The organism is Streptomyces sp. NPDC059874, from assembly GCF_042731135.1.
Lineage (GTDB): Bacteria > Actinomycetota > Actinomycetes > Streptomycetales > Streptomycetaceae > Streptomyces.
Window position 1 is genome coordinate 24835 of record NZ_JBHWJY010000063.1, and the last position, 26553, is coordinate 51387.

Genomic DNA, 26553 nt, shown 5'->3' on the forward strand with positions numbered 1-26553 from the left:
CTCGACTCGGCTCGACTCGTGTCAGCTCGTGGTGGCGCGCCCCTTGCGCGGCAGGTAGACGAGGGCCTCCGTCGCCACGAACCGCAGCACGAAGGTGGTGACCAGCGCGAGGGCCGTGGCCGGCAGCACCGCCATCCCCCACTTGGCGACGAACACCGCGATCAGCGGGATGCGCAGCAGCAGATCGGCGTTGGCGAGCAGCGCGAACCGGCCGACCCGGTCCGCCCAGTGCCGGTGCCGGCGGCGGTCACGGAACAGCAGGACCTCGATGAGGACGAAGTTCCACAGCACCCCGGCCTGGTTGGCGACGATCTCGGCCGGGAGGTAGTGCATCCCGGCGTGCGTGAGCAGCCACAGCGCGGCCAGGTTGGGGACGAAGCCGGTGAGCCCGATCAGGCCGAAGCCGATCATCCGGGCCAGCGGGGTCGCCGAGCGCAGCGAGGCCAGGTGGGCCAGGAAGCGCATGCCCTCGCGGGCGGTGGACTTGGACTCGCCGGAATAGCGGTCCTGGAAGACGAACGGCACCTCGGCGACCTTGCCCGGCCGGCAGCGCACCGCCAGCTCCAGCAGGATCTTGTAGCCGAGCGGCTTCAGGGCGTCCGCGGTGACCACCGAGCGGCGCATCGCGAAGAAACCGCTCATCGGATCGCTGATCCCGCGCAGCGCGCGCGGGAAGAGGCCCTTGGTCAGCCAGGTCGCGCCCCGCGAGACGGCGATCCGGTAGCTCCCGGCGAGCCCGGCCCGGCTGCCGCCGCTGATGTAGCGAGAGGCCACGACCAGGTCGGCGCCGGTGCGCACCCCCTCGCCGACCAGTTCGGGCACCAGGTGGGGCGGGTGCTGGAGGTCGGCGTCCATGACGACGATCCAGTCGGTGTCCGCCCGCCGGATGCCCTCGACGACCGCGCCGCCGAGGCCGCCCTCGGCCACCTCGCGGTGCAGGACGGAGACCCGGAAGGGGTGGTCGGCGGCCGCCTTCTCGATGGCGGCCGGGGTGTCGTCCGTGGAGTCGTCCACGAACAGCACCTCGCAGGGCAGGTCTTCGGGCAGCGCGTCACCGAGCCGGCGCAGCAACTCCGCGACGTTCCCCGACTCGTTGAAGGTCGGGATGATGAGGGTGACGCTGTCGGTCAGGGCCCCCGGAGCGGCAAGCTCCGCTTCGACCGGGGCATGGAGGGACCACAGGTCCTCGGTCATGGTCGATCAGCTCCCGGTGGGGCGGTCGGCGGGGGTGGCGGGGACAGCGGCGTTGGCCGGGGTGGCGGAGGCGGCCGCGTTGGCGGGCGCGACACCTTCGGCGCGGTCGGTCCGGCGGATCTCGATGCGGTCCTCCCCCTCGCCGAAGACGGCCACGGCGGTCGAGTGCTCCAGCGCGGCCCTCACGTTCGGCAGGTCCACCGCGTCCCGGCGCACGGTCGGCGTGGACACCACGTAGTCGATGTCCCGCCAGCCCCGCGGCAGCGTCTTGGTGACCGCGGGGTCGAGGTCGGCCTTGTAGAACCAGATGGCCCCGAGCCCCGGCTCGAAGCCGTGGTGCACGGCGTCCAGCCAGAGCGCGTCGTCGAGCAGCACCCGGGTGTGCTCGGGGTCGTCCACCTCGCGGCCGAGCCAGGCCGCGGCCTGCCGGTACGGGGCGTTCGCGTCGACGGTGAGCGCGGTGCGGTTCCCGTCGTACCAGCGCGGCAGCACGTACACCGCGGCGGAGGCGGCCAGCACCCCGACCAACGCCCAGCGCGCCCACAGCAGTTGACGCCGCTCCCCCGGTGCCCGACGGCGGCGCAGGACGGCGTGCGTGACGCTGGCCGCGCCCCCGGCGAGGACGAGGGCGAGGAAGGGCATCGCCTGGATGACGTACATCGCGGGGAGGTAGCCGGTGGGCCGCATCGCGACGAGGGCCAGGATGACGCAGGCCAGCGCGGGCCCGGCGAGCGCGCGGGCCGTCACCGACCAGCGGATGGTGGCGAGCAGCAGCACGGCGCCGGCGAGTCCGCCGAGCGGCAGGACGGTGTCGTAGTAGAGCCAGGAGCGGAACACGCCGTTCGAACCGGAGCCGGGGGTGAGGATGAAGCCGGAGCCCGGACGGCTCATCTGGTAGGTGATGCCGTCGATGAGCGAGACGTGGCCGGCGCCGGGCAACAGCTCGCTGTTGAGGAGGGCGTACAGCGGGTACGACAGGCCGATCAGCGCGCAGGCGGTGATGGCGCCGGTCACGGCGAACTTGCGGGTGTCGCGGTGGCTGTGGCGCCACATCGTCACCAGCAGCGCCGGCAGCACCACCAGCATCGTCTCCTTGGTCAGCACGCCGGTGGCGGCCGCCAGCCCGGAACCGAAGTGGTGCCACAGGTGCCGGCTGGGGGACGCGGCCAGGCAGAACGCCAGCAGCATCCACATCACGGCGATGTTGTCGAGGAAGATCTCCCGCTGCAGCACGACCGAGAGCGGCGAGAGCCCGAAGAGCGCCATCGCGAGCCCGGCCGCCCAGCGCGGCAGCCACAGCCGGCGCGCGAGCACGTAGATCAGTACGGAACTGGCGGCGGACACCGCGAGCATCGAGAACCGCATCGGCGCGACGGTCATCCAGTCGGGCACGAAGAGCGACGGCAGGTACGTCAGCCCCGCGAGCTGGATCCAGCCGAGCGGCGGATGGTCGTACCAGTACGTGTAGTGGGCGAGCCCGTCGCCCTGCTGGACGGCCCACGCCTGGGCGAGGTAGGTGCCCTCGTCGTCGCTCAGGGTCGGGAAGTTGGTGATGTTCCAGCCCTGTACGAGGACGATCACCAGCAACAGGGCCCCGCACAGCAGCAGATCGGGGCGGGAGGAACGGAAGCGCACGAGCGGCCGGACGGGAGCGGGCCGGCGGCCGAGGCCGCCCGTACCGCTGCGCTGGGCCGGACCGGTGGCGGAGGAGGCGGCTACGGTGGCCTCGGACGGGGCCGTGGAGGCCACGCCGGGCTGGGGATCAGTGGCCGTGGGCAGGGTGGCGGTCACTGGGTGCTGTCCTCTCGGATCGCGATGGAAACGGCGGGCGTGCTGGAGGCGGAACCGGAGACCGTGGCGGAAGCGGCGGCCGCGGAGGCGGCGGACGCGCTGCTCCCGGGGCTCGTGCCGCGCGGGGCGGGCACGGCACCGGCACCCTCCGACGCAACCGCCCCCGCGAGGTGGGCGCCGGTGTGGCTGGTCAGTTCCCATTCGTTGCGGCCGCGCTGCTCGCGCCAGACCGCGCGGATCGCGGCGCCCGCGAGCATCACCTGGTAGAACGGGCCGCCGACCACCAGCTTCACGTAGTGGACGAACCGCACGCGCAGCCCGTACTGGCGGCCGAAGTCGTGCAGCCCGACGATCTCGAAGACGAAGGTCACCAGCGCCGTGAGCATCGGGAGGAAGGTGATGATCGCGATCCCGACCGGTACGTCGAGGAACACCGCCACGGCGAAGTTGATCGGGATGATCACCCCGGACGCGGCCTGCATGAACGGGGTCATCAGCGTGTAGCGGGCCAGCCAGCGCTGACCGCGGCCCGGCAGCTGCCGCCAGTCCTTCTTCCTGTACACCTGGAGGAAGCCCTGGTTCCAGCGGGTGCGCTGCTTGAGCAGGCTCATCAGCGAGCCGGGCGTCTCCTCGCGGGTCACCATGTCGGAGTCGTACGCGACGACCACCTTCTTGCCGACGGACGACAGCCGCACGCCCAGGTCACAGTCCTCGGCGAGGCAGTTCGGGTCCCAGCCGTCGGCCTCGCGCAGCACCTCGGTGCGCACGAAGACGGTGTTGCCGCCGAGCGGGATGAAGCCCTTCTCGGCGTGCAGGTGCAGCCGGGAGCGGAACCAGAAGAAGTACTCCAGGCAGTTGCGCAGGCTGTACCAGCTGGAGTGGAAGTTGATGAGCTGGACCCCGCCCTGGACCACGTCGGCGCCGGTGGAGCGGAAGGCGTGGTCCACGTGTGCGAGCAGCTCGGGGTGGACCTGGTCCTCGGCGTCGAAGACCCCGACGATGTCGCCCCGGCAGTGCGGGAGGGCGGTGTTGAGGGCCTTGGGCTTGTTCTTGGTCTCGTGGTGGTCGACGACGACCCGTACCCGGTCGGGCGCACGACCCGCGGCGCGTTCGGCGACCGCCGCCGTCTCCGGGTCGTCGTGCCCGACGATCACGATGATCTCGTAGTCGGTGTGGCTCGATTCCAGCAGCCGGTCGATGGTGTGCTCCAGGACCGCCTGCTCGTGGCGGGCCGGCAGCAGCAGGGAAAACGCCAGGTGGCCGCCCCCGTCGGGGCGGTCGAAGCGGGTCGAGGCGAGCACCTCGGGGGTCCGCCACGCGTGCATCTGCCACCAGAGCGTGAACGCGGCTATCCCGAAGAGCGCAAGCGAAATGACCGTAATGAACACAGCGGTGTACACAGCATCCCCCCACAGGCACGCCGCAACCCCAAGCGGCGATCGTCAAGCCCACCGGAAGCTCACGGCGGGCCCCCCGGCCCACCGCCCCCAGCTTCCGCTTCCCCCTCGTGCGCGCACCCCCCAGTGCGCGGTCGCGGTGACCTTCCGGCCACTCTCCGACAACTCTCGAAGACACGAGATTAGACAGTGAACATGACACTCAGGTGCTCTATCGATAAAAACCCGGTTTCCGAACTCCCTCATAACCAAACGGAATTGACGGCACTCCAGTCCCTTCAGGGACGAACCGTACCCAACTGCTCACCCAGCTCGACCGGATCCGTCGTAGGCCGCGCGCAGACGAAATGTCGACACACATACGCCGTCGGGAGGTCGTGCACGAGTACACGCTCGGCCAACAGGGGGAACTCGCCCCCGCTGCCGTCCGCCGCCCGCGGCAGCCCGACCGCCACCACCGCCCCGGGAGCCGTCCCCAGCAACGCCGTCCGGTGCAGCACCGCACGGGCCGGGTCCTCCGGATGGCCGACGACCGCCACCTCGCGCGGCCCGTCGAGCAACGCCTCCGCGACCGCCAGCCCGTGCCCGATGAACCGCGGCGCCCGCGGCCCGAGCGCGTGCACCACCCCGAGCGCCCGCTCGGCCGCCGTACGGTGGGCCTCCGACCCGGTGTGGGCGGCGTAGGAGAGCAACGCGCCGGCGGCGGCGGTCCAGCCGGACGGTGCGGCGGTATCGGTGGGGTCCTGCGGCCTACGGATCAGCTTCTCGGCGTCGTGCGCGGTGTCGTACAGCGACCCGTCCTCGGCGGTGAACCGGTCCAGGACCAGGTCGACGAGGAACCCCGCGAACTCCAGCCAGACCCCCTCGCCGGTCACCGCCGCCAGGGCGAGGAACCCGTCGGCGACATCGCCGTAGTCCTCCAACACCCCGGCGTTGGCGCCCACGTGCCCATCCTTGCTGGTCCGCGCCAGCCGGGCCTTGCCATCCATGTGCACCCGCACCAGCAGATCGGCGGCCTCGGTGGCCCGCTCGACCAGGTCGGGCCGCTCGAAGTACGCCCCGCACTCGGCGAGGGCCGCGATGGCCAGCCCGTTCCAGGCGGCGACGACCTTGTCGTCCCGCCCGGGCGCGGGCCGCGCACCCCGCGCGGCGAGCAGCCGCGCCCTGACACCGGCGATCCTGTCGGCGTCCGCCGTCGGCCCGTCCTGGGGCAGCTGCAGCACGGACTTCCCGTGCTCGAACGTCCCCTCCTCCGTCACCCCGAAGTACGCGACGGCCAGATCCCCGTCCGCCTCACCCAACACCTCGCGCAGCTGCGCGGGGGTCCAGGCGTAGTAGGCCCCTTCGACGTGCTTCCCGCTGACCGGGTCCTCACTGTCGGCGTCGAGCGCGGAGGCGAACCCGCCCTGCTCGGTGCGCAGTTCCCGGACCATGAAGTCGGCGGTCTCCAGGGCGACCCGGCGGGCGAGATCGGACCCGGTGGTCCGCCACAGGTGCGCATAGACCCGACAAAGCAGCGCATTGTCATACAACATCTTCTCGAAGTGCGGGACGACCCACTCCCGGTCCACGGAGTACCGCGCGAACCCGCCGCCGAGCTGGTCGTAGATCCCCCCCCGCGCCATGGCCTCGCAGGTGTCGGCGGCCATCTGCAGGGCCCCCTCGGACCCGGTCCGCGCGTGGTGCCGCAGCAGGAACTCCAGCACCATGGACGGCGGGAACTTCGGCGCCCCGCCGAACCCGCCGCGCGCGGCGTCGTACTCCCGCGTCAGCCCGAGCAGCGCCTGCGCGAGCTCTTCGGGCCCGGGCGTCCCGGCCTTCCCGTAGTCCAACTGCCGCCCGGCCAGGTCCCGTACGATCTTCCCCGCGACCTCGGCCACCTCCTCGCGTCGCCCCACCCAGGCGGTCCGCACGCCTTCGAGGACCTGCATGAAGGAGGGCATCCCGTGCCGGGGCTCGGGCGGGAAGTAGGTCCCGAAGTAGAAGGGCTCGGCGTCGGCGGTGAGGAACACGGTCATGGGCCACCCGCCCTGCCCGGTGGCGGCCTGCACGGCCTCCATGTAGACGGCGTCGACGTCGGGGCGCTCTTCGCGGTCGACCTTGATGTTGACGAAGTGTTCGTTCATGTAGGCCGCGGCGGGCTCGTCCTCGAAGGATTCGCCGGCCATGACGTGACACCAATGGCACGAGCTATACCCAACGCTTAGCAGAACGGGTACACCGCGCTCACGCGCCTCCGCGAAGGCCTCCGGCGACCAGGGCCACCAGTCGACGGGGTTGTCGGCGTGCTGGAGCAGGTAGGGGGAGGTCTCGTTCGCGAGGCGGTTCGGCATGGGGCCATCCTGCCGCACGGGATCGGATCAACGACGAAGGAGCGGGGTCAGGTCGCGGGTCCAGGCGTCGCGGGCGGCGGTCCAGGTGGCGGTGCAGTGGGTGCGGGCCGGGGTGGCGAGCTCCGGGTGGCGGGACGGGGCATGGCCGTGGACCGCGCAGCGGTGGGATTCGGCGCGGGTGGCCGGTGGGGCGTGTTCGTCGGCGGGGTCCGGGGTGGGGTCGGCCGCGGCGGCGAGGTCGTAGGCGCGGGCGGCGGTCAGGAGGGTGTCCTCGCCCTCCGGGTGGCCGCGCAGGAGCATCAGCTGGGCGAAGCGGTCGGCGGCGTCCTCCTCGGCGCGGTCGTCCTCTTCCGGGAGGTCGAGCGCGTCCCGGAGGGCGTGTCCCGCCTCGTGGTGGAGGGTTTCGCGGACGACCTCGGCGAGGTCCTCGTCCGGGTGCGGGGACTCGGCGTGTTCGAACGCTTCGCGTTCCTCGGCGAGGTCGTCGTAGCAGAGGTCGATCTGGCGTTCGGCCTGGTCGTAGGCGGTGCCTTCGCCGGAGCAGGAGCGGGCGACGACGGTGACCCGGTAGGGGAGGTCGACGTACGCGTTGAGGTCGGCGAGGGTGGACTCGGGGAGTCCCCGGTCCTGCAGGAAGCGGCGCTCTTCACGGTCGGCCGCCGCGGGCTTCTCGTAGCGCAGGACGAAGCCCTTGTCGGGGAGCTCCTGCTCGAAGCCGGTCGTCGCCCACACCAGGAGCGCCCCCGCCACGCAGCCGGCCAGGACAGCGAGCCCTCGCCACACCGCGCGGATCTCTCGTACCGTCACCAGGCCCCCGTTCCCGTTGCTTCGAACAACGGGGGATGACGGCAGGTTGGTTCCGGGAATGGCCAACTCCCTCTGATCTAGCTCAGATTGCCTCGCGCGATGGCCCGTACCGGCGGACACTTGTGACACGTTGCCGGAGCTCTCTGAGGGGGATGCCGATGCGGGACAGCCATCGCGGTGAGGCCGAGCGGCTGTTGGGGCGGGCCGTCGACGAGGAGGTTCGGCGGGGCGCCGGCACGGGCGGGGTGGCCGGCGCGGCCGTCGTCGCCGTCGATGGGGCGGCCCTGCTGGCGCGCGGCAAGGAGGCGCTGGACGCGCTCGCCGCGAGTGCGGCGCCGGAGTACGAGGCGTACGTGCGGGCCCTGGACGAGGCGGCGGCCGGGGACGCCTCGCTCGGGGAGGCCTTCCGGCGGGGCAACACGTCAACGGCGGTGGTGGTGACGGCGGTTGCCGCCGCCACCGCCGTCGGGACGGACCTCGCGCTCGGGGTCGCGGCCGGTACGGCGCTGACCGTGGGGGCCGTCGTGGGCATCGCCGGGGCGGTGGCGACGGTGGCGAAGGCGACCGCCCTGCACCTGCCGGCCGCGAACCGGCGGGCCGGTGAGCTGGGACGGCCGGGCGGGCCGGAGCAGCTACGGCTGCAGTGGCTGTCGGCGCTGGAGGTGCGCGGCATTCGGCCCTTCCTGGAGCAGCAGCGGAAGGTCGCCGCGGCGGCCCGGGCGCCGCGGCCCGTGACGGCCAGGCCCGCGCCGCAGCTTCGCGGGACGGACCGCAGCGCGGAGGCCCGGCGGCGCAGTGCGCTGGAGCAGTCGTTCGGGCAACTCCCGCAGCCGGCCGGGCTGTTCGCGGGCCGGCGGGCGGAGTTGACCCGGATCGCGCAGTGGGTGCAGGCGGCGCGGGCCAGTACGGAGACGCGGCCGGTGGTCGTGGTGCTGCACGGCGAGCCGGGTGTGGGCCGCACGGCCCTGGCGTTGCGGGCGGCGCACGGGCTGCGGGACCAGTTCAAGGGCGCGTGCGTGGTGGACCTGCGGGGCGGGTCGCCCGGGGCGGAGGCGCCGTTGTCGACGCGGGAGGCGCTGCTGCACCTGCTGAACCGGCTGGGCGCTCCCCGTGAGCAGCTGCTGTTCCGCGAGGGGGCTTCGGCGGAGCAGCAGGTGCGGCGCCTCGGCGAGCTGTACCACCAGCACTTGCAGGGGCTCCCGGTGACGGTGGTCCTGGACGACGCGGTGGACGCGGCGCAGGTGCGGATGCTGGTGCCGGAGCGTTCGGAGAGCCTGGTGCTGGTGACGGCGCGGGAGCCGCTGGAGCTGCCCGAGGATCTGGCGGCCTGGGTGTACCAGCTGCCGGTGGAGCGGCTGGAGCGGGCGGACGCGGCGGAGCTGGTCCGGGACGCCCGTCCGGAGGAGGGGGCGCGGGAGGCGGACCCGGATGCCGTCGCGGCCGCCGTGGGGCTGAGCGGCGGGCTGCCCCTCGCGGTGCGGATGCTGGCGCCGCTGGCCCGTGCGGGCGCGGTCCCCGAGGCGGGGGGTTCGCATCCGGTGGAGGCCGCGCTGGCCGCGGCCGATGCCCGACTGGCCGAGCCGGCGCGGCAGCTGCTGCGGCGGCTGCCGCTGGCCGGGCGGGCGTCGCTCGGCGGTGCGGCGGCGGCCGCGCTGGCCGACGTACCGGAGACGGCGGCGCTGCGGATGCTGGAGGAGCTGTGGGAGGCGGGGCTGATCGAGCGGGTGCGCGGTCAGCGGTTCCGGATGCACGACGCGGTGCGGGCGTACGCGGCGGCGCGGCTCGCGGCGGACGAGGACCGGGAGCGCGCGGTGGCGGCGCACGAGCGGCTGATCCGCGTGTACGCGCAGCTCGCGGACTCGGTGATCCGGATGGTCGACGGGAAGATGTCGACGCGGGCCAATCAGTTCGGCGTGCACGGTTTCACCTCGCTGGACGCGGCGCTGCGCTGGCTGGACGACGAGTCGAGCTTCATCACGGCGGCGCTGCGGCATTCCGAGGGGGTGGACCAGCAGACGGTGTTGGACCTGCTGGGCGCGCTGTGCGACTTCTGTCTGCTGCGCGGGGACCTGTACCGGCTGGGTGAGATCGACGAGCTCACGCAGGCGGTGGCGGCCGGCCGGGCCGGGGACGGCGGCGGGGACGGGGAGGCCGGGGACCGGCAGGGGCGGCTGGTGCGCTCGGTGCAGTGGCGTACGGGCATCGCGGCGCGCCAGCTGGGTGAGCTGGACAAGGCCCGCACCACGCTGACCTCGGTGGTGGACCAGTACATGGAGGCGCACCAGGAGGCGGGGGCGGCGATGGCGCTGGTCTCGCTCGGCATCACCCTGCACCACCAGGGCAATCTCCCCGAGGCGGCGGCCCGTATCCGGGAGGCCCTGGTGTTGCAGGAGCCGGCGGAGCTGGCGGGTGACCGGGCGTGGGGCCTGCACGCGCTGGCGGCCGTCGAGCGGGACCTGGGCCGGCTGGCGGAGGCCGCGTCCCTGCTGGAGCGGTCCTTGGCCCTGCACCGGGAGAGCGAGAGCGTGCACGGGGAGGCGTGGGCGCACTTCCAGCTGGGCCAGGTGCACCTGCGGTACGGCGACGTGGAGCGGGCGGAGTCGGAGCTGCGGCTGGCCCTGGATCTGTACGGGCGCACCCGCGACGACCGCGGTGAGGCGTGGGCGCTGACGCAGTTGGGCCGGGCCCGGGTGGTGGACGGGGATTCGGGGGCGGCGCTGGAGCGGCTGCGCGACGCGCTGGCCCGGCACCGGGAGGCGGAGGACGCGCGCGGGGAGGCGTGGACGCTGTACCACCTCGGGCAGGCGTTGGAGGAGGCCGGGGAGCGCGATCGGGCGGTACGGGAGCTGGAGCGGGCGCGCACGATGTTCTCGCGGATGCGGGACGTGTACGGGTTGGCGCACGCCCGGCACCACTCGGGCCGGGTGACGCGTGACCAGCGGGCGGCGCAGACGGGCAACCTGCGCAACTCCGGCTTCGCCCGGCAGTTGCTGGTGGACGCGCGGGCGGACTTCCGGCGGATCGGGCTGGCCCACGGCGAGGCGTGGACGTGCGTGGAGCTGGCGGTGGTGGACGCGGGCAACGGCCGGGTCGCGCAGGCGCTGGGCCAGTGCGAGGAGGCGGTGCGGCTGTTCATCTCGTACGGAGACCGGCGCGGGGAGGACTGGGCCCGCTTCCTGCGCTGCACGATGCTGCCGTACGCGGTGCCGTCGGCGCCGGAGGAGGCGCGGGCGGAGCTGGCCCGGCTGGCGGCGGCGCCGCATCCGGCGAGGGACGGGCGGCTGGAGGACTGCCTGGAGACGTACGGGGTGATCCTGGGCCGGGGCGTGGACCCGACGGAGGGTTGGCAGGCGTGGCGTCTGGGCCTGGTCCCGAACCTCCAGGCGCGGGAGATCATCGGCGTGCCGTTGCCCTCCGGGCCGGCGTAGCGGGCGGGGCGGGGCCGGGCGCGGACCGGACGCGAGCAGGGCGCGGGCGGACGGCCGACTGCCCGCCCGCGCCCGGCGGCGATCGTCCCGTAATTCAACGGGCGGCCTTCCGTTTCGGCCATTTCATGTCGGGAATGCGACACTCCGCTACTTCCCGGCAAGGAAACGTACAGGTCACCGCCACGAATGCGAGCAGCAAGCCGCAGGCAATGTCCGATGCAAGAGACATCGTTGACAGGAGCGTCGGCGACACGTGATGCTCGCTTCGCACCTTCACGGAACCTGCACATATTTCAGGCCACTCCGGCATGCCCGCGTACCCGCGGACCGGAGGTTATGGAGAATCACATTGCCCACCCAGCCAATGCTGGTCAGAGAGGCCGGAACGGCCGCCGACCCGCAGACTCGGGAAGTGGAATTACAGCGGCGCCCACTCACCCGGCCCGAAGCAGCCGAAGTAATGGCTCAAATTCGCCGCTCACCGAAGATCACGGGGTACAGCACGGCCGAGTGGACGGGGCGCCGGGACACCTTCGTCCTGGTGGACCTCACCTCCGGCGAGCTGCTCGGTGCGCTGCTCACGCACCACCTGGCCGGCAACTGGTGTGAGATCGCGGTGGTGTTCGTACTGGAAGCCCACCGCGGGCGCGGCTACGGCCGGCTGCTGCTGGGCGGGGCGCTGCGCACACTGGCTCCCTCGAGGAAGCGGCAGCTCCTCTTCTTCTCCGCGGAGGGGGCGATGGAGACCATGGTCCGCTCGGCGGGTTTCGAGGTCTTTCCCGACGAAGATTCTTTCGTGCGCGGCAGGCCGGGCCGCTCGATCTACCTGAGATCGATCTACAAGGCGCAATGGTTGTCGAATATTTACCGGATACGGGAAATGCGTCGCAAGCGACGGGAGCTCGACTGCTCCTTCACCTTCAAAGTGGCCCTCCTCGAAACGAAAAAGGAACCGAGTAAATGAGCGACACCGGCGCGCCCGAATCGGCGCTGTGGGGTGGTTGGCTTACCGGCGGCGACTCGCTGCTGGAAGAAGTGAACGCATCCGTCCGTTTCGACCGGCGGCTCGCTTTCCAGGACATCGACGGATCGGTCGCGCACGCGTTGATGCTCGGCGAAACCGGCGTGATTTCCCCCGCTGACGCCGAAACCATCAGCGGCGGCCTGGAAAAGGTCCGTGCCGAGATCGCCGCGGGCACCTTCGTCTTCGATCCGGCGCTCGAGGACGTCCACATGAACATCGAGTCCCGGCTGCGCGAGCTGATCGGGCCCGTGGCCGGCCATCTGCACACCGGCCGCTCCCGCAACGACCAGGTCGCCGTGGACACCAGGCTGTGGGTGCGCGACGCGATCGACCGCCTCGACGGACTGCTGGGCGCGGCGATCGACGTCCTCGCCGAGCGCGCCGAGACCCACCACGCCGACGTGATGCCCGGCTTCACGCACCTGCAGTGTGCTCAGCCGGTGACGATCGGCCATCACCTCCTGGCCTACGGCGAGATGTTCCTGCGCGACCGCGACCGGCTGCGGGACGCCCGCCGCCGGCTGGCCGAATCGCCCCTGGGCGCCGCCGCCCTCGCCGGCACCGGCTACCCCATCGACCCGGTCTCGACCGCTCGCCGTCTCGGCTTCGACACCATCACCCGCAACTCCCTGGACGCGGTGTCCGACCGCGACTTCATCCTGGACTACCTCTCCGCCGGAGCCACGCTGGCCGTGCACGTCTCCCGCCTCGGCGAGGAACTCGTGCTGTGGAGCACCCCCCAGTTCGGGTTCATCACGCTGCCCGAGGACCTGTGCGCCGGGTCCTCGATCATGCCGCAGAAGCGCAACCCGGACCTGCCGGAGCTGATGCGCGCCAAGTCCGGCCGCATCTTCGGCAATCTGATGGCGCTGCTGACGGTGATGAAGGGCCTGCCGCTCGCCTACAGCCGGGACATGCAGGAGGACAAGGAGGCCCTCTTCGACTCCGCCGACCAGCTGGAGCTGATCGTGCGCAGCGCGGCAGCCATGCTGCGCGGCATCACCTTCGTACCGGAGCGCACCCGGTTCGCGGCCGAACTGGGCAACGCGGTCGCCACCGATCTCGCCGACTGGCTGGTCACCGACCGGGGGCTGCCGTTCCGCGAGTCGCACAGCGTCGTGGGTGGTCTGGTCAAGTGGCTCCAGGTGCAGGGCAAGGAGCTGCGGCACGCCACCGCCGAGGAGCTCGCCTCGTACGACGCCCGGCTGGCGGGGATGCCCGCCGAAGTGCTCACCGTCGACCATGCCGTCCGCCGCCGTCGCTCCCCGGGCGGGACGGCTCCCGAGCTGGTCCGCGCGGCCGCCGCCGAGCTGCGCCGGCGCAACGCCGCGCTGCTGCCCTCCGCTCCCTCCGCTTCCCCGCTGTCGTCCCGTCCCGACCAAGGAGTCTGATCATGGCCTCGGCCAAGCGTGTCGTGCTCGCCTACTCCGGCGGGGTCGACACCACCGCGTGCATCCCCTACCTGCGCCACGAGATGGGCTGCGAGTTCATCGTCGCGATGGCCGCCGACCTCGGCCAGGGCGACGAACTGGAGCCCATCCGCGAGAAGGCCCTCCTGGCCGGCGCGGACGTCAGTGTGGTCGTCGACGCCAAGGAGCGGTTCGTCCGCGAGTACGGCTTCCCCGCGGTGAAGGCGAACGCCCTGTACGACGGCCAGTACCCGCTCTCCTCCGCACTGGGCCGCCCGCTCATCGGCGACCTGCTGGTGGAGGCCGCGCACACCTACGACTGCGGCGCCGTGGCCCACGGCTGCACGGGCAAGGGCAACGACCAGGTGCGCCTGGACCTGACGGTGGCCCTGCTGGACTCCGGGCTGAAGATCCTGGCCCCGGCCCGGGAATGGGGCTTCAGCCGCGCCGACACCATCGCGTACTCCGAGAAGTTCGGCATCGCCCCGCACGTCAGCAAGGAGAAGCCCTGGGCGATCGACCTCAACATCCTCGGCCGCAATGTCGAGGCCGGGCTGATCGAGGACCTGTCCTGGGAGCCCACGGAAGAGGTCTGGAGCCTCACCCGGCCCGCCGAGCAGGCCCCGGAGAGCGCCGAGTACGTCACCGTCGGCTTCGAGGCCGGCGTTCCGGTCGCGCTGAACGGCGTACGGCTCGCCCCGCTGGAGCTGATGGAGCAGCTCAACGCGGTGGGCGGCCGACACGGCATCGGCCGGATCGACATGCTGGAGAACCGTGTCGTGGGCGTGAAGTCCCGCGAGCTGTACGAGGCCCCGGGCATGCTGCTGCTCATCCGGGCGCACCGCGAGCTGGAGCAGCTGGTGCTGCCGGCCGACGTGCTCGCGCACAAGCTGCCGCTGGAGGCCTCGTACGCCAAGACGGTCTACGACGGCCTGTGGCACGGCCCGCTGCGGGCGGCCCTGGACGCCTTCGTCGAGTCGACGCAGCGGTACGTGACGGGGGAGATCCGCCTCAAGCTCTACAAGGGGAGCGCGAGCGTCGCCGCGCGCTCCGCCGAACGGTCGCTGTACCGGCACGAGCTGGTCACCTACGGCCGGGACTGCACCTTCGACCAGTCCAGCGCCGAAGGGTTCATCGACATATTCGGCCTGCCCAGCCGGGTGTGGAACACCGTGAACGGCTGATCGCCGATGTCGGACCAACTCGCGGGACCGCTCCAGGGGCACCGCACGGACGCTCCCCGCGGGCGCGCCCAGGCCATCGGCCCGATCGTGGTCATCGGGGTGTTCGGGGTGACCCTCGGCATCACCTATCCGCTGTTCGCGCTGATGCTGGAGCGGCAGGGGGCCTCCGGGTCGCTGGTGGGCCTCAACGGTGCGATGACCCCGCTGGGCATGGTGCTGTCCGCCGTACTGATCCCGGCCGCGGTACGCCGCTGGGGGGCCTGGGCGGCGATGTCGGCCGCCTCGGTGGGGGCCTCGGCGACCCTGGGGGCGCTGGCGTTCACCGACAGCCTGTGGCTGTGGTTCGGCTTGCGGTTCCTGCTGGGGACGTGCGCGGTCGCCATGTTCATCCTCAGCGAGACGTGGATCAGCGAGATCGCCGACGCGGCGGGGCGCGGCCGCCTGCTGACGGCGTACACCTCGGTGCTCGCGCTGGGTTTCTGCGTGGGCCCCTCGGTGCTCACCCTGACGGGCAACTCGCAGGGCGCGGCGCTGACGGTGGCGGTGATCAGCCCGCTGGTCGCGCTGTGGCCGCTGTGGTCGAGCAGGCACCGCATCCCGGCGATGGCCGCCGAGGGCAAGGTGCCGGTGCGGGCGTTGGTGCGGCTGCTGTCCGTGCTGCTGGTGGCGGTGCTGGCGGTGTCGGTGTTCGACGCGGTCACGTTGCAGTTCATCCCGCTCTACGGGGAGCGCGCGGGCCTGAGCCCGGGGCACGCGGCGTTCACCCTGACGGTGCTGCTGATCGGCCAGATGCTGTTCCAGTACCCGGTGGGCTGGCTGGCCGACCGGGTGGGCGCGCGATCCGCGCTGATGCTGACCCTGGTCGTCGGCACGGCGGGGGCACTGCTGCTGCCGGTGTTCGTGGGCAGCGGCCTGTGGCTGTGGCCGATGGTGGCGCTGTGGGGCGGTGTCGCCTTCGCCGGGTATCCGATCGTGCTGACCCTGCTCGGGGAGGGCCTGCGCGGCAGCAGCCTGCTGCTGGGCAATACGGCCTTCGCGATCGTGTGGGGCATCGGCGGGGTGATCGGCCCGCCGTACGCGGGGGCCGCCGCGGACTGGCTGGGCGAGAGCGGCATGCCGTACGCGCTGGCGGCGCTGTGGCTCGTCGCGCTGGCGGTGACCGCGGTGGGCTTCGCGTCGGGCCGTACCCGCGCCGGCGACTGAGCCCGGCCGGGCGCGCGGGATCCGCCGTCCACCCGGCTTTCCGGGTGGGCGGCGGTGCTCGACGCGGTGTTACTTCGCCCGCTCCGGCGAGGGTGCGGCGGCGGGGCCCGGCTCCGGGGCCTCCTCGAAGTTGACCTTGCCCATGTGCCGGTTCATCGACTTCATCAGCGCCCACACGCCGACGGCGAGGGCCGCGAACACGATGAAGCCCAGGATTCCGGGGGTCACCTTGTTCTTGTCGAAGGTGTCGGCCGCCAGCGGAAGGAACTGGGTGATTGCTGCCTGCGTAGCGCTCATGACTACGCATTCTCCCGGATGCCCGCGAAGAGGTCGGACTCGGGGAGGGAAGTGTTGACGAGCGACTTCGCCAGCTCGTACTCCTCCGTCGGCCAGACCTCCTTCTGGACGTCCATCGGGACGCGGAACCAGCCGCCGTCCGGGTCGATCTGCGTGGCGTGCGCGATGAGCGCCTTGTCACGGATCTCGAAGAAGTCGGCGCACGGCACGTGGGTGGTCAGGGTCCGCTCCTTGCGCTCGAACTCCTTCCACCGCTCCAGCCACTCCCCGTACGGGGACTCCATGCCGCGCGAGAGCAGCGCCTCGTGCAGGGCGATGGTGCGCGGCTTGTTGAAGCCCTGGTTGTAGTAGAGCTTCTGCGGCTGGTACGCCGGGCCGAACTCGGCCTCCGGGTACTTCCGGGTGTCGGCCGCGCCGTCGAAGGCCACCATGGAGATCTTGTGGGTCATGATGTGGTCGGGGTGCGGGTAGCCGCCGTTCTCGTCGTACGTGGTGACGACCTGCGGCTTGAACGCGCGGATCTTCTTGACCAGCTCGCCGGCGGCCTCGTCGACGTCCGCGAGCGCGAAGCAGCCCTCGGGCAGCGGCGGCAACGGGTCGCCCTCCGGCAGCCCGGAGTCCACGTATCCGAGCCACTCCTGCTCGATGCCGAGGATCTCGCGGGCCTCGTCCATCTCCCGGGCGCGGACCTCGTGGATGTTCTCCTCGATGTACTTGTCGCCCTGGAGCTTGGGATTCAGGACGGACCCGCGCTCGCCACCGGTGCAGGTGACGACCAGCACCGGGATCCCCTCGGACACGTACTTGGCCATGGTGGCCGCGCCCTTGCTCGACTCGTCGTCGGGGTGGGCATGGACGGCCATCAGTCGAAGCTGCTCGGTCAAGACAGGATCCTCTGTGTTTCGGCGCGACGGTCGACTCTTATAGTGACCGAACCGGGGGGCGGAAAATTCCGGGGGTGCCTCACCCTTCCCCAGCGAGAGGAAACGATCATGAGTGCGGTGCGCGAGGGGCTGCCCGAGGGCCGGTACGGCCGGTCGGCGGACGAGCGTGCGGACCGGAAGCTCAAGATCGTCGGGGCGGCGCTGGGCGTCGTGCTGCTCGGTGTGATCGGCTGGATCGGCTGGGACTACATGGCCGGGCAGAGCGTCAGCGCCGAGGTGATCAAGTTCCAGGTGGTCTCCGACACCGAGGTGAAGGTGCACCTGGAGGTGCGCAAGGAGGCCTCGGCCACCGGGGTGTGCACCGTCACCTCGCAGGACAAGGAGCACGGCGAGGTGGGCCGTGCCGACTTCACGTTCGCGCAGTCCGAGGCGCGGGTGGACGAGGTCGTGTCGCTGAAGACCACCGCGCGGGCCGCGATGATCGAGCTGGTCGGCTGCCAGCCGGCGACCTTCGGGCGCTGACGGATACGTCCGCCGCGCCCGGCCGGTCCGGCCTGTAGGGGCCGGAGCCGTTCGACTCCGCTTCGTGACGAGCGCGGCCCTGTACGCGCCCGGGGACGGGGTCGGCGAGGCGATCGGGGGCGTTCCGGATGCCAAGGATGCGCTTGGGTCCTCCCCCTTTTCTTCCCGAATTGTTAGGCTCGTGGTTTCGCCCGCCGCTGGCGGCTATGTAGTCCCCTGTACCGACGAGGAGCACCCGTGACCCAGACGAGCGAGAGCGTCACCTGGCTGACCCAGGCGGCGTACGACCAGCTGAAGGCGGAGCTGGACTACCTCTCTGGTCCCGCACGCACGGAGATCGCCACGAAGATCGCAGCCGCCCGCGAGGAGGGCGACCTGCGCGAGAACGGCGGTTACCACGCGGCCAAGGAGGAGCAGGGCAAGCAGGAGCTGCGCGTCCGCCAGCTCACTCAGCTGCTGGAGAACGCCAAGGTCGGGACGGCACCCGCGTCCGACGGCGTGGTGGCACCCGGCACTCTCGTCAAGATCGCCTTCGACGGCGACGAGGACGACACCATGGAGTTCCTGCTGGCCTCCCGTGAGTACGCGTCCGCGGACTTCGAGACGTACTCCCCGCAGTCCCCTCTGGGCAGCGGTGTCATGGGCAAGGCGATCGGCGAGGACGCCGAGTACGAGCTGCCGAACGGCAAGAAGGCCTCGGTCAAGATCCTTGACGTCAAGCCCTTCACCGGCTGATCACCCTCCCTTTCGCAATACGCCGATGCCCGGCCGGATGATTCCGGCCGGGCATCGGCGCGTGGCGCGCGCGTACGGTTCTACGCGGTCGCCGAGCGGTACTTGCGGACCGCCAGGGTCCGGAAGACCGTGATGATCAGCACGGACCAGAGGATCGAGGCGATCACCGGGTGCTGCATCGGCCAGGCCTCCGGGACCGGGTACCCCTCGGGGAGGTTGCCGAAGAGCTCTCGGGCGGCCTGGACGGTGGCGCTGAAGGGGTTCCACTCCGCGATGTGCCGCAGGAAGGCCGGCATGTTCTCGGAGGGCACGAAGGCGTTCGAGATGAACGTCAGCGGGAAGAGCCAGATCAGCCCGCCCGAGGTGGCCGCCTCCGGGGTGCGCACCGACAGGCCGATCAGCGCGCCGATCCAGGAGAAGGCGTAGCCGAGCAGGAGCAGCAGGGCGAAGCCCGCGAGGACCTCGCCGATGTTGGTGTGGGTGCGCCAGCCGACGATCAGCGCGACCACGGCCAGGACGACCAGGGTGAGCGTGGTCTGGACGAGGTCGGCGAGGGTGCGGCCGGTCAGGACCGCGCCGCGGGCCATGGGCAGGGAGCGGAAGCGGTCGATGAGGCCCTTGTGCATGTCGTCCGCGATGCCCGCGCCGGCGCCGGCCGTGGCGAAGGTGACGGTCTGGGCGAAGATGCCGGCCATCAGGAACTCGCGGTAGGCCTCGGGCGAGGTGCTGCCGCCGACGGCGATCGAGCCGCCGAAGACGTAGCTGAAGAGCACGACGAACATGACCGGCTGGATCACGCCGAAGATGATCATCTCGGGGATCCGGGACATCCGGATCAGGTTCCGCTTGGCGATGACCAGGGAGTCGTTGACGCCCTGGACGATGCCGCCGCGCGGGCGCGGTGCGGTCAGCTCCGGGTTCGGGTTCGGGTTCGGGTTCGGGGAGGTGATGGTCACTTGGCCGTCTCCTTCCGCGCCGCCGCCTTGCGGCCCTTGGCCGCGGCCGCGGGGCCGTCGCCGCTCTCGTGCCCGTCGCCGTTCTCGCCGTTCTCGTCGTTCTCGTCCGCTTCGCGTTCGGCGGCGTGGCCGGTCAGGGATATGAACACGTCGTCGAGGGTGGGGCGGCGCAGGCCGATGTCGTCGATCTCGATGCCCCGGCCGTCCAGTTCGCGGATGACCTCGGCGAGCAGCTTGGCGCCGCCGGAGACCGGCACGGTCAGCTTGCGGGTGTGCTCCTCGACCGTGGTCTCGCCCTTGCCGAAGCCGGCGAGGACCTCGCGGGCGGTGGTGATGTGCTCGCGTTCGTGGACGACGACCTCCACGCGCTCGCCGCCGGTGCGGGCCTTGAGCTGGTCGGAAGTGCCGCGGGCGATGACCTTGCCGTGGTCGACCACGCAGATGTCGTGCGCGAGGTGGTCGGCCTCCTCCAGGTACTGGGTGGTGAGCAGCAGGGTGGTGCCGCCCGCGACCAGTTCCTTGATGATCGCCCACAGCCGCTGGCGGTTGCGGGGGTCGAGGCCGGTGGTCGGCTCGTCCATGAACATCACGGGCGGACTGACAACGAGGGCGGCGGCGAGGTCGAGGCGCCTGCGCATGCCGCCCGAGTAGGTCTTGGCGGTGCGGTCGGCCGCGTCGGCGAGGCTGAAGCGTTCGAGCAGCTCGTCGGCCCGGGCCTTCGCCGCCTTGGCCTTCATCTGGTAGAGCCGGCCGACCATTTGGAGGTTCTCGCGGCCGGTGAGGTATTCGTCGACGGCGGCGAACTGGCCGGAGAGGCCGATGGCCCGGCGGACCTCGTTGGGGTGTTTGAGTACGTCGATCCCGGCGACGACGGCGTTGCCGCTGTCGGGCCGGAGGAGGGTGGTCAGGACGCGTACGGTCGTGGTCTTGCCCGCGCCGTTCGGGCCGAGCAGACCCAGGACGGTGCCTTCGGGAACATCGAGGTCCACGCCGTCCAGAGCCCGTACATCACCGAAGGTCTTGACCAGACCTTCGGCGTAAATGGCGCCTGGCATACGGATTCTCCCAGTGCGAATCGGGCCAGCAGAATCGGTGCATTCGGTCTATTCGGTGCATTCCTAGGCAGATCATATGGGCGCCGGGTATCCATCGCCCGGCCGAACGGGGGATCCCCCGCTCACCCGGGCGCACGCTATCGCGTTATGTCGCGTACCGCCGGCTAACTCATCACCTTGTATCCGGCGCTGTGCAGCGAGCGCGCGACCTCCGCGCAGTGCTCCGGGCCCTTCGTCTCCAGGTGCAGCTCCACCTCCACCTCCGTGAGCCCCAACCGCGGGTCGGTCCGCACGTGGCTCACGTCCAACACGTTCGCATCCACCACTGACAACACCCCCAGGAGACCGGCCAGGGCCCCCGGCCGGTCGGCCACGCGCAGCCGCAGCGACAGGTACCGGCCCGCCGCGGCCATACCGTGCCGCAGGATCCGCTGGAGCAGCAGCGGGTCGACGTTCCCGCCGGACAGGACGGCCACCACCGGCCCGCCGTCGTACAGTTCGGGCTCGCTCAGCAGCGCGGCCACCGGGCTGCACCCGGCCGGCTCGACCACCAGCTTCGCCCGCTCCAGGCAGAGCAGCAGGGCGCTGGAGAGCGCGTCCTCCGAGACCGTACGCACGTCGTCGAGCAGCTCGCCAATGATTTTGAACGGGACGTCACCGGGGCGGCCCACCCTGATGCCGTCCGCCATCGTCGTCGGGTTGTCGATGGACACCGGGTGCCCGACCAGCAGCGAGGGCGGGTACGCGGCCGCGCCCGCCGCCTGCACGCCGATGACCTTCACGTCGGGCCGCAGCGCCTTCACCGCCACCGCGACGCCCGCCGCGAGGCCGCCGCCGCCGATGCCGACGAGGATGGTCCGCACCTCGGGGCACTGCTCCAGGATCTCCAGGCCCACCGTGCCCTGGCCCGCGATGATGTCGCGGTGGTCGAAGGGGTGGATGAACACCGCCCCCGTGCGGTCCGCGTAGTCCTGGGCGGCCGCGAGGGTCTCGTCGACGACCTGCCCGTGCATGCGCACCTCGGCGCCGTACTCCTGGGTCGCCGCCACCTTCGGCAGCGGCGCCCCGACCGGCATGAACACCGTGGAACGCACCCCCAGCAGGGAGGAGGCCAGCGCCACGCCCTGCGCGTGGTTGCCCGCGCTGGCCGCCACCACACCGGCGGCCCGCTGCTCGGGGCGCAGGCCCGCGATGCGCACGTACGCGCCGCGCAGCTTGAAGGAGCCGGTGCGCTGGAGGTTCTCGCACTTGAGGTGGACCGGGGACAACGTGAGGGACGAGAGGTACCGGCTGCCCTCCATCGGGGTGACCCGGGAGACGCCCGACAGCATCTTCTGGGCTCCGCGGATGTCGTCGAGGATGACCTGAGGAACGGGCTGGGGCACTCGGTAGTTCATGCCGCCAGTCTCGCCGGTCCGCGGCGCGGCGCGCGACAGGGCCGGGCCCATCCAGCCTCGCCGGCATGTGAGGCGCGGGTCCGGGCGGAGCCGGGGTTCCCCGGGGCTCCCGCCCCGGACCCTCCCCCCGTCCGGGGGGACCCCACGCCTCAAACGCCGGCGAGGGCTGAAACAGCCGGGCCCGGGCAGAGCCCGGCAGGGCGAAATCCGGCCAACCCGGGCGGGCCCTCGACCTCGCTCCCCACCCGCCGTACCAGTTGTCAAACAGGGCGTACGAGCCGCCGCACGGCCGCGTACTCTGTCCCCCATCCTTGTCGGACCCACGCGAAGAGAGCCCACGGCCATGCCTTCCTCCCCGGCCAATTCCGACCTGCCCGCGGCGCCCGACGCGCCCGTCGGAGCGGGTCTCCTCGACGCGCTCCAGCACCAGGTCGCCGTCTTCGCGCGCCGCGCCGAGCAGACCCGCTTGGGCGGCGTCGGCCAGGCCCGCAACTCCATGGACCGGGCCGCGTACCTGCTGCTCAACCGGCTCGACCTGGAGGGCCCGATGGGTGTCAAGGCGCTCGCCGGCGGCATGGGCATCGACTCCTCCACGGTCACCCGGCAGGTCGCGCCGCTCGTCGACAGCGGCCTGGTCAAGCGGACTTCGCACCCCGAGGACGGGCGGGCCGTGGTCCTCGCGCTGTCCCCGCGGGGGTTGACCCGGCTGGAGGAGGTCCGTTCCTCGCGACGCGAGCTGATGGCGCGGGTGACGGAGGGGTGGAGCGAGGAGGAGCGCGAATCCTTCACGGCGCTGCTGACGCGCTTCAACCTGTCGCTGTCCGAGCTGATGGCGGCCGTGGCCGACGCCGGCCCGGCCTCTTGAAACGGCGCGTGATCCGGCGCGTGATCCGGCGGCGTCAGAACCCTTGACCGGGACGGTCCCGCTGCCCGCACTATGTGAACCATGCGGGCGGTGGACCAACGGACGGGCCCCTACATGGAGTTCGAGGGCTTCGTCGCGGGCGCGGCGGGGCGGCTCCTGCACGTCGCGATCCTGCTGACCGGCGAACCGGAGGCGGCCCGGCGGCTGCTGGCGGGGGCGCTGGCCCGGACGTACGCGAACTGGCAGCGCGTGCGCGGGGACGACCCGTACGACTTCACCCGCCAGGAACTGTGCGCGGCGTTCGCCCGTACCGGCCGGCGCCACCACCGGGGCACCGGGGTGCTGGCCCGGCTGAGCCCGCTGGAGCGGCTCGTACTCGTCCTGCGGATCTACGAAGGGGTCGCGGAGGAGGTCACGGCGGCTCAGCTGGGCCTGCCGCCCGAACGGGTCCGGGTGCTGTGCAACCGGGCCGTGGCGGAGCTGCGGTGAGCGGGCTCCCGGACCGGAAGGAAGCCCAGGTGCGGCGCCTGCTGGAGGGCCCGTACCCGGTGGTCCCACCGGGCCTGGCCGCGGGCGCGGCGGCCCGCGGCGACCGCCTGCTGCGCCGGCGGCGCGCGCTCCGCCGGTTCGGCTGGGCCGTTCTCTTCGCGGCGGCGGTCGCCTTCACGGTCTGGGCGACCCTGACCCGCCCCTGGGCCACCCCACCGAGCGGCATCTCCCCACCCCTGGAGGGCTGGTAGCCCCGGGGGGTGCGACTACTCCGCGACGAGCGCGACCTGCAGCGCGGCCGGGGTCTTGGTCACCATCACGTTGACGTTCGCCTTGACGGCGTGGACGACCGACGGGGAACGGTCCAGCTCGTATCCGGCGGATTCGAGGGCGGTGGCGTAGGCCGCGAGCGCGGAGGTCGCGTCGGAGGTGGTGTAGGTGAGTACGTAGGTGCCGGTGGTGCCGGTGACCGAGGTCAGCTCACCCTGGGGCAGGGGGAGGCCGGCGGGAAGGTCGGCCGGCTTCTGCTTGCCGTTGACCACGACGCTCGGCGTGGCGCTGGGGGTGGGCTGGGCGCCGGCCGCGGGGGTGCTCGCCGCGGCTGCCGGCGAACTCGGCTTGGCTTCCGGGGTGTCGGAATTCGTCTGCGAGCAGGCGGTGAGACCTGATCCGGCGATGATCACGGCGGTGAGCAGGCGTACGGCGTGCTTCTTCGGCATGGGTGCGGCCAATCTCATGAAGGGTTTACGAGCGAAGTGAGATTGACATATGAACACCGGCTTTGAGGGCGGAATCCGGATCTTCAGCGTCGAGGCCGCGGACGACACACGACGAGGCCGCAGCCCGGGGAGCTGCGGCCTCGTCACTCAGGGGCGGTCTACCGCCGCCCGACGCCCAACCAGGTGCCTAGCCCAGCGCCTGGGTCAGGTCCGCCAGGAGGTCGTCCGCGTTCTCGATGCCCACCGACAGGCGCACCAGGTCCGCCGGGACCTCGAGCGCCGAGCCGGCCACCGACGCGTGCGTCATCCGCCCCGGGTGCTCGATCAGCGACTCGACGCCGCCCAGCGACTCCCCGAGCGTGAACAGCTTCGCCCGGTTGCAGACCTCGACCGCCGCCTCCTCGCCGCCGAGGACGCAGAAGGACACCATGCCGCCGAAGTTGCGCATCTGCTTGGCCGCCACCTCGTGCCCCGCGTGGTCCGGCAGGCCCGGGTAGAGGACCTTGTGCACCTTCGGGTGCCGGGTCAGCAGATCGACGACCTTCGCCGCGTTCTCCGCGTGCCGGTCCATGCGCACGGCCAGCGTCTTGATGCCGCGCAGCACGATCCACGAGTCGAAGGGCCCGGCCACGGCGCCCATCGCGTTCTGGTGGTAGGCGAGTTCCTCGCCCAGCGCCGCGTCCGCGGTCACCAGCGCGCCGCCGACCACGTCCGAGTGCCCGCCCATGTACTTCGTCAGCGAGTGCACGACAACGTCCGCACCCAGCGACAGCGGCTGCTGGAGGTAGGGCGACGCGAAGGTGTTGTCAACGACCAGCTTGGCGCCGGCCGTCCGCGCGATGTCGGCGACGACGGCGATGTCGGTGATGCCGAGCAGCGGGTTGGAGGGGGTCTCGACCCAGATGACCTTGGTCTTCGGGGTGAGGGCGGCCCGCACAGAGTCCGCGTCGGAGGTGTCGGCCACCGACCACTCCACGCCCCAACGGGAGACGACCTTCGCGAAGAGGCGGAAGGTGCCGCCGTACGCGTCGTTCGGGATGACCACGTGGTCGCCCGGGGAGAGCAGTGTGCGCAGCAGGCAGTCCTCGGCGGCGAGCCCGGACGCGAAGGCCAGCCCGCGCCGGCCTCCCTCCAGTGCCGCGAGGTTCTCCTCCAGCGCGGTGCGGGTCGGGTTGGCGCTGCGGCTGTACTCGTAGCCGCCGCGCAGCCCGCCGACGCCGTCCTGCTTGTACGTGGAGACCTGGTAGATCGGGGGTACGACCGCGCCGGTCAGCGGGTCCGCCGTGTTGCCCGCGTGGATCGCGCGGGTCTCGAAGCTCTGGTGCTCGTGGCTGTCGTCGCTCATGGTCCGATGCTATGCCCCGCCTGGGGTCGGCCCCCCTATTGGCCTGCGGCCCCCTCGGTCTGGTTCGCTTGAGCCATGGAGATTGTGTGGTTGCTGTTCTCGATCGCCTGGATCGCGGTCATCGTCGCCGTGTTCGTACGGCGCAAGCGCGGCGGTGGTCTGCGCCTGGTCTCGCCGAGCAGCCCTGACGCGGCCGACCCGGCCGACTACGGGTTCGACCGGCAGGAGGACCTGGACATCCGGATCCCCGGGCCCGACCAGGACCTGATGGACGCCCTCGACAACGTGCAGCGCACCGGCCAGTGGCAGGCGGCGTCCCAGCTGCTCGCCGGGACCCCGGCCGAGGGCGAGCAGCGCTGGCAGCGCGTTCAGGCCTTCGGCGGGTCCGCGGCGCTGGAGCTCGTACAGCAGCCGGGTGTGGGCGCGCAGTGGCTGAAGGCGTGGCGGCTGGAGGCGGAGAAGGACGCGGGCGGCGCGCAGGTGCACGCGGAGCTGCTGGTGCAGCAGGCGTGGCGGGCCTCGGGCGGGGTCGGTACCACCGATCACCGGATCATCCTGGAGGAGGCCCGCGAGGCGTGCCGCAAGGCCTCGCTGCTCGCGCCGGGGGACCCGGTCCCGTACATCACGGAGCTGGCGATCGCGCGCGGTCTGGCGTACTCGGAAGCGGAGTTCGACGTGCTCTGGGCGAAGGTCATCGACCGGGCTCCGGCGCACATGGGCGCGCATCTGGCGGCCCTGCACTACTGGTGCGAGAAGTGGCACGGCTCGCGGGAGAAGGCGGACGCCTTCGCGCACGCTGCCGCGGCGCGCGCCCCGCAGGGCTCGCTGCTGGCGGCGCTGCCGCTGTTCTCGGTGTACGAGAACCTGCCGGACGTGGTCCTGACCGGCAGCTTCTACCAGAGCGCGGTGGTGACGCGGGCGGTGGAGGGCGCGCTGTACGCGGTGCACACGGCGCGGCCGGACGACCCGATGCTCGCGCACGTACGGCACCTGCTGCTGTCGTTCCTGGTGAACATGAAGCGCTGGGCGGAGGCGATGGAGCAGGTCCGGCACGTGGACGGCTACGTGGGCGCCCTCCCGTGGTCGGCCTCGCCGGACCCGGCGGAGCACTACGCGGTGTTCCGGGCGCTGGCGGTGGCGGGCTACGAGGCGAACGGCGGCTCCCCGGCCACGCTTCCCCACTAGGGGTCCGGTGCGCCGCCGCTCCGGGGTCTCGGCCGCCGCGCCTCAATCGCCGGCGAGGCCGGGATGGCCCCCCGGGCGGGGTCTCGGCCCGGCTGGTGGGGCTCCGCCCCACACCCCGCGCCTCAAACGCCGGCGAGGCTGGGGTGGTGTCCCCGGGCGGGATCTCGACCCTCGGGTCCACCCCGCGCCTCAATCGCCGGCGGGGCTGGGTATGTCCCCCCGGGCGGGTCTTGATTGTCCGGGTTGGTCCGCGGTGTCCCTCCGGGGCGTCTCCTCGTCCTCGCGCACTGAGGGTCATCCCGGCTGCTGAGCCATGGTTGCGCGCTCGTCCTGC

The 26553-nt window shown here is 71.9% G+C and carries 23 protein-coding genes; 11 read left to right on the top strand and 12 right to left on the bottom strand.

Annotation, left to right across the window (positions count from 1 at the left end; translation table 11 throughout):
- Positions 1-21: 21 nt before the first annotated feature.
- From ACFV9H_RS29435 to ACFV9H_RS29455, 5 genes are all read right to left on the bottom strand, one after another.
- A complete protein-coding gene (locus tag ACFV9H_RS29435; protein WP_385404011.1) occupies positions 22-1194 on the bottom strand; it encodes a glycosyltransferase in 1173 nt (390 codons plus the stop codon).
- 6 nt (positions 1195-1200) lie between these two features.
- A complete protein-coding gene (locus tag ACFV9H_RS29440) occupies positions 1201-2985 on the bottom strand; it encodes an ArnT family glycosyltransferase (protein ID WP_385404013.1) in 1785 nt (594 codons plus the stop codon).
- Positions 2982-4385: a glycosyltransferase gene (locus tag ACFV9H_RS29445; protein WP_385404016.1), complete on the bottom strand. Its 1404-nt coding sequence runs from the start codon at positions 4383-4385 to the stop codon at positions 2982-2984. The genes ACFV9H_RS29440 and ACFV9H_RS29445 overlap by 4 nt, the downstream gene beginning before the upstream one ends.
- Positions 4386-4660: 275 nt before the next feature.
- Complete coding sequence (locus tag ACFV9H_RS29450; protein WP_385404019.1) at positions 4661-6715, bottom strand: thioredoxin domain-containing protein; 2055 nt, start codon at positions 6713-6715, stop codon at positions 4661-4663.
- 27 nt (positions 6716-6742) lie between these two features.
- On the bottom strand, positions 6743-7522 hold the full coding sequence (locus ACFV9H_RS29455; protein WP_385404021.1) for a DUF4344 domain-containing metallopeptidase: 780 nt from the start codon (positions 7520-7522) through the stop codon (positions 6743-6745).
- A gap of 158 nt (positions 7523-7680) precedes the next feature.
- On the opposite strand from ACFV9H_RS29455, the gene ACFV9H_RS29460 reads away from it, so the two are divergent.
- The 5 genes from ACFV9H_RS29460 to ACFV9H_RS29480 all read left to right on the top strand — a co-directional run bounded on the left by ACFV9H_RS29460 (position 7681) and on the right by ACFV9H_RS29480 (position 15770).
- Positions 7681-10950 (top strand): tetratricopeptide repeat protein, encoded by a 3270-nt coding sequence (locus ACFV9H_RS29460; protein WP_385404023.1) that lies wholly within the window; start codon positions 7681-7683, stop codon positions 10948-10950.
- 349 nt (positions 10951-11299) lie between these two features.
- Positions 11300-11914: a GNAT family N-acetyltransferase gene (locus tag ACFV9H_RS29465; RefSeq protein WP_385404026.1), complete on the top strand. Its 615-nt coding sequence runs from the start codon at positions 11300-11302 to the stop codon at positions 11912-11914.
- Positions 11911-13365: an argininosuccinate lyase gene (gene argH, locus ACFV9H_RS29470; RefSeq protein WP_385404028.1), complete on the top strand. Its 1455-nt coding sequence runs from the start codon at positions 11911-11913 to the stop codon at positions 13363-13365. Before ACFV9H_RS29465 ends, argH begins: the two co-directional genes overlap by 4 nt.
- Before the next feature lie 2 nt (positions 13366-13367).
- Positions 13368-14567, top strand: a complete 1200-nt coding sequence (locus tag ACFV9H_RS29475) for an argininosuccinate synthase (RefSeq protein ID WP_385404031.1) — start codon at positions 13368-13370, stop codon at positions 14565-14567.
- Positions 14568-14573: 6 nt separating this feature from the next.
- Positions 14574-15770: an MFS transporter gene (locus ACFV9H_RS29480; RefSeq protein ID WP_385404033.1), complete on the top strand. Its 1197-nt coding sequence runs from the start codon at positions 14574-14576 to the stop codon at positions 15768-15770.
- A gap of 69 nt (positions 15771-15839) precedes the next feature.
- On the opposite strand, the gene ACFV9H_RS29485 is transcribed toward ACFV9H_RS29480, so the two are convergent.
- Both ACFV9H_RS29485 and mca read right to left on the bottom strand, forming a co-directional pair.
- Positions 15840-16067 (bottom strand): hypothetical protein, encoded by a 228-nt coding sequence (locus ACFV9H_RS29485; RefSeq protein ID WP_385404035.1) that lies wholly within the window; start codon positions 16065-16067, stop codon positions 15840-15842.
- 2 nt (positions 16068-16069) lie between these two features.
- Positions 16070-16951 carry a mycothiol conjugate amidase Mca gene (gene mca / locus ACFV9H_RS29490; protein ID WP_385404038.1) on the bottom strand — a complete coding sequence of 294 codons (882 nt, stop codon included), beginning with the start codon at positions 16949-16951 and terminating at the stop codon, positions 16070-16072.
- A gap of 108 nt (positions 16952-17059) precedes the next feature.
- Here mca and ACFV9H_RS29495 point away from each other — a divergent pair, with 108 nt between their 5' ends.
- Together ACFV9H_RS29495 and greA are read left to right on the top strand one after the other, a co-directional pair.
- Positions 17060-17473 (top strand): DUF4307 domain-containing protein, encoded by a 414-nt coding sequence (locus tag ACFV9H_RS29495; RefSeq protein WP_385404040.1) that lies wholly within the window; start codon positions 17060-17062, stop codon positions 17471-17473.
- Between the two features lie 237 nt (positions 17474-17710).
- Entirely contained in the window at positions 17711-18208 is a 498-nt protein-coding gene (gene greA / locus ACFV9H_RS29500; protein WP_365178271.1) for a transcription elongation factor GreA, read from the top strand.
- Positions 18209-18288: 80 nt separating this feature from the next.
- On the opposite strand, the gene ACFV9H_RS29505 is transcribed toward greA, so the two are convergent.
- The 3 genes from ACFV9H_RS29505 to ilvA all read right to left on the bottom strand — a co-directional run bounded on the left by ACFV9H_RS29505 (position 18289) and on the right by ilvA (position 21616).
- Positions 18289-19158, bottom strand: a complete 870-nt coding sequence (locus tag ACFV9H_RS29505; RefSeq protein ID WP_385404064.1) for an ABC transporter permease — start codon at positions 19156-19158, stop codon at positions 18289-18291.
- Between the two features lie 2 nt (positions 19159-19160).
- Positions 19161-20219, bottom strand: a complete 1059-nt coding sequence (locus tag ACFV9H_RS29510; RefSeq protein WP_385404043.1) for an ATP-binding cassette domain-containing protein — start codon at positions 20217-20219, stop codon at positions 19161-19163.
- A 164-nt stretch (positions 20220-20383) separates the two neighbouring features.
- Positions 20384-21616, bottom strand: coding sequence for a threonine ammonia-lyase (gene ilvA, locus ACFV9H_RS29515; RefSeq protein WP_385404045.1), 1233 nt, complete (start codon positions 21614-21616; stop codon positions 20384-20386).
- 343 nt (positions 21617-21959) lie between these two features.
- Between ilvA and ACFV9H_RS29520 the strand changes: the two genes are divergently transcribed.
- The 3 genes from ACFV9H_RS29520 to ACFV9H_RS29530 all read left to right on the top strand — a co-directional run bounded on the left by ACFV9H_RS29520 (position 21960) and on the right by ACFV9H_RS29530 (position 23221).
- Complete coding sequence (locus ACFV9H_RS29520; RefSeq protein ID WP_385404048.1) at positions 21960-22481, top strand: MarR family winged helix-turn-helix transcriptional regulator; 522 nt, start codon at positions 21960-21962, stop codon at positions 22479-22481.
- An 81-nt stretch (positions 22482-22562) separates the two neighbouring features.
- On the top strand, positions 22563-22970 hold the full coding sequence (locus tag ACFV9H_RS29525) for a sigma factor-like helix-turn-helix DNA-binding protein (RefSeq protein ID WP_385404050.1): 408 nt from the start codon (positions 22563-22565) through the stop codon (positions 22968-22970).
- On the top strand, positions 22967-23221 hold the full coding sequence (locus ACFV9H_RS29530; protein WP_385404052.1) for a hypothetical protein: 255 nt from the start codon (positions 22967-22969) through the stop codon (positions 23219-23221). The genes ACFV9H_RS29525 and ACFV9H_RS29530 overlap by 4 nt, the downstream gene beginning before the upstream one ends.
- Positions 23222-23236: 15 nt before the next feature.
- Here the strand turns inward: ACFV9H_RS29530 and ACFV9H_RS29535 are convergent, their stop codons facing one another.
- Both ACFV9H_RS29535 and ACFV9H_RS29540 read right to left on the bottom strand, forming a co-directional pair.
- The gene (locus tag ACFV9H_RS29535; protein ID WP_385404055.1) at positions 23237-23689 is read right to left on the bottom strand and encodes a hypothetical protein; all 453 of its coding nucleotides are present in this window, start codon (positions 23687-23689) and stop codon (positions 23237-23239) included.
- 187 nt (positions 23690-23876) lie between these two features.
- On the bottom strand, positions 23877-25034 hold the full coding sequence (locus tag ACFV9H_RS29540; protein ID WP_385404057.1) for a cystathionine gamma-synthase: 1158 nt from the start codon (positions 25032-25034) through the stop codon (positions 23877-23879).
- A gap of 75 nt (positions 25035-25109) precedes the next feature.
- Between ACFV9H_RS29540 and ACFV9H_RS29545 the strand changes: the two genes are divergently transcribed.
- Positions 25110-26219: a hypothetical protein gene (locus ACFV9H_RS29545; protein ID WP_385404059.1), complete on the top strand. Its 1110-nt coding sequence runs from the start codon at positions 25110-25112 to the stop codon at positions 26217-26219.
- Positions 26220-26553: the final 334 nt, after the last annotated feature.

Coding starts and splice junctions, on each gene's coding strand:
- ACFV9H_RS29460 (WP_385404023.1), top strand. CDS start 7,681: ATGCGGGACAGCCATCGCGGTGAGGCCGAGCGGCTGTTGGGGCGGGCC.
- ACFV9H_RS29475 (WP_385404031.1), top strand. CDS start 13,368: ATGGCCTCGGCCAAGCGTGTCGTGCTCGCCTACTCCGGCGGGGTCGAC.
- ACFV9H_RS29520 (WP_385404048.1), top strand. CDS start 21,960: ATGCCTTCCTCCCCGGCCAATTCCGACCTGCCCGCGGCGCCCGACGCG.
- ACFV9H_RS29535 (WP_385404055.1), bottom strand. CDS start 23,689: ATGCCGAAGAAGCACGCCGTACGCCTGCTCACCGCCGTGATCATCGCC.
- ACFV9H_RS29495 (WP_385404040.1), top strand. CDS start 17,060: ATGAGTGCGGTGCGCGAGGGGCTGCCCGAGGGCCGGTACGGCCGGTCG.
- ACFV9H_RS29525 (WP_385404050.1), top strand. CDS start 22,563: ATGCGGGCGGTGGACCAACGGACGGGCCCCTACATGGAGTTCGAGGGC.
- ACFV9H_RS29435 (WP_385404011.1), bottom strand. CDS start 1,194: ATGACCGAGGACCTGTGGTCCCTCCATGCCCCGGTCGAAGCGGAGCTT.
- ACFV9H_RS29480 (WP_385404033.1), top strand. CDS start 14,574: ATGTCGGACCAACTCGCGGGACCGCTCCAGGGGCACCGCACGGACGCT.
- ACFV9H_RS29545 (WP_385404059.1), top strand. CDS start 25,110: ATGGAGATTGTGTGGTTGCTGTTCTCGATCGCCTGGATCGCGGTCATC.
- ACFV9H_RS29510 (WP_385404043.1), bottom strand. CDS start 20,219: ATGCCAGGCGCCATTTACGCCGAAGGTCTGGTCAAGACCTTCGGTGAT.
- argH (WP_385404028.1), top strand. CDS start 11,911: ATGAGCGACACCGGCGCGCCCGAATCGGCGCTGTGGGGTGGTTGGCTT.
- ilvA (WP_385404045.1), bottom strand. CDS start 21,616: ATGAACTACCGAGTGCCCCAGCCCGTTCCTCAGGTCATCCTCGACGAC.
- ACFV9H_RS29450 (WP_385404019.1), bottom strand. CDS start 6,715: ATGCCGAACCGCCTCGCGAACGAGACCTCCCCCTACCTGCTCCAGCAC.
- ACFV9H_RS29485 (WP_385404035.1), bottom strand. CDS start 16,067: ATGAGCGCTACGCAGGCAGCAATCACCCAGTTCCTTCCGCTGGCGGCC.
- ACFV9H_RS29540 (WP_385404057.1), bottom strand. CDS start 25,034: ATGAGCGACGACAGCCACGAGCACCAGAGCTTCGAGACCCGCGCGATC.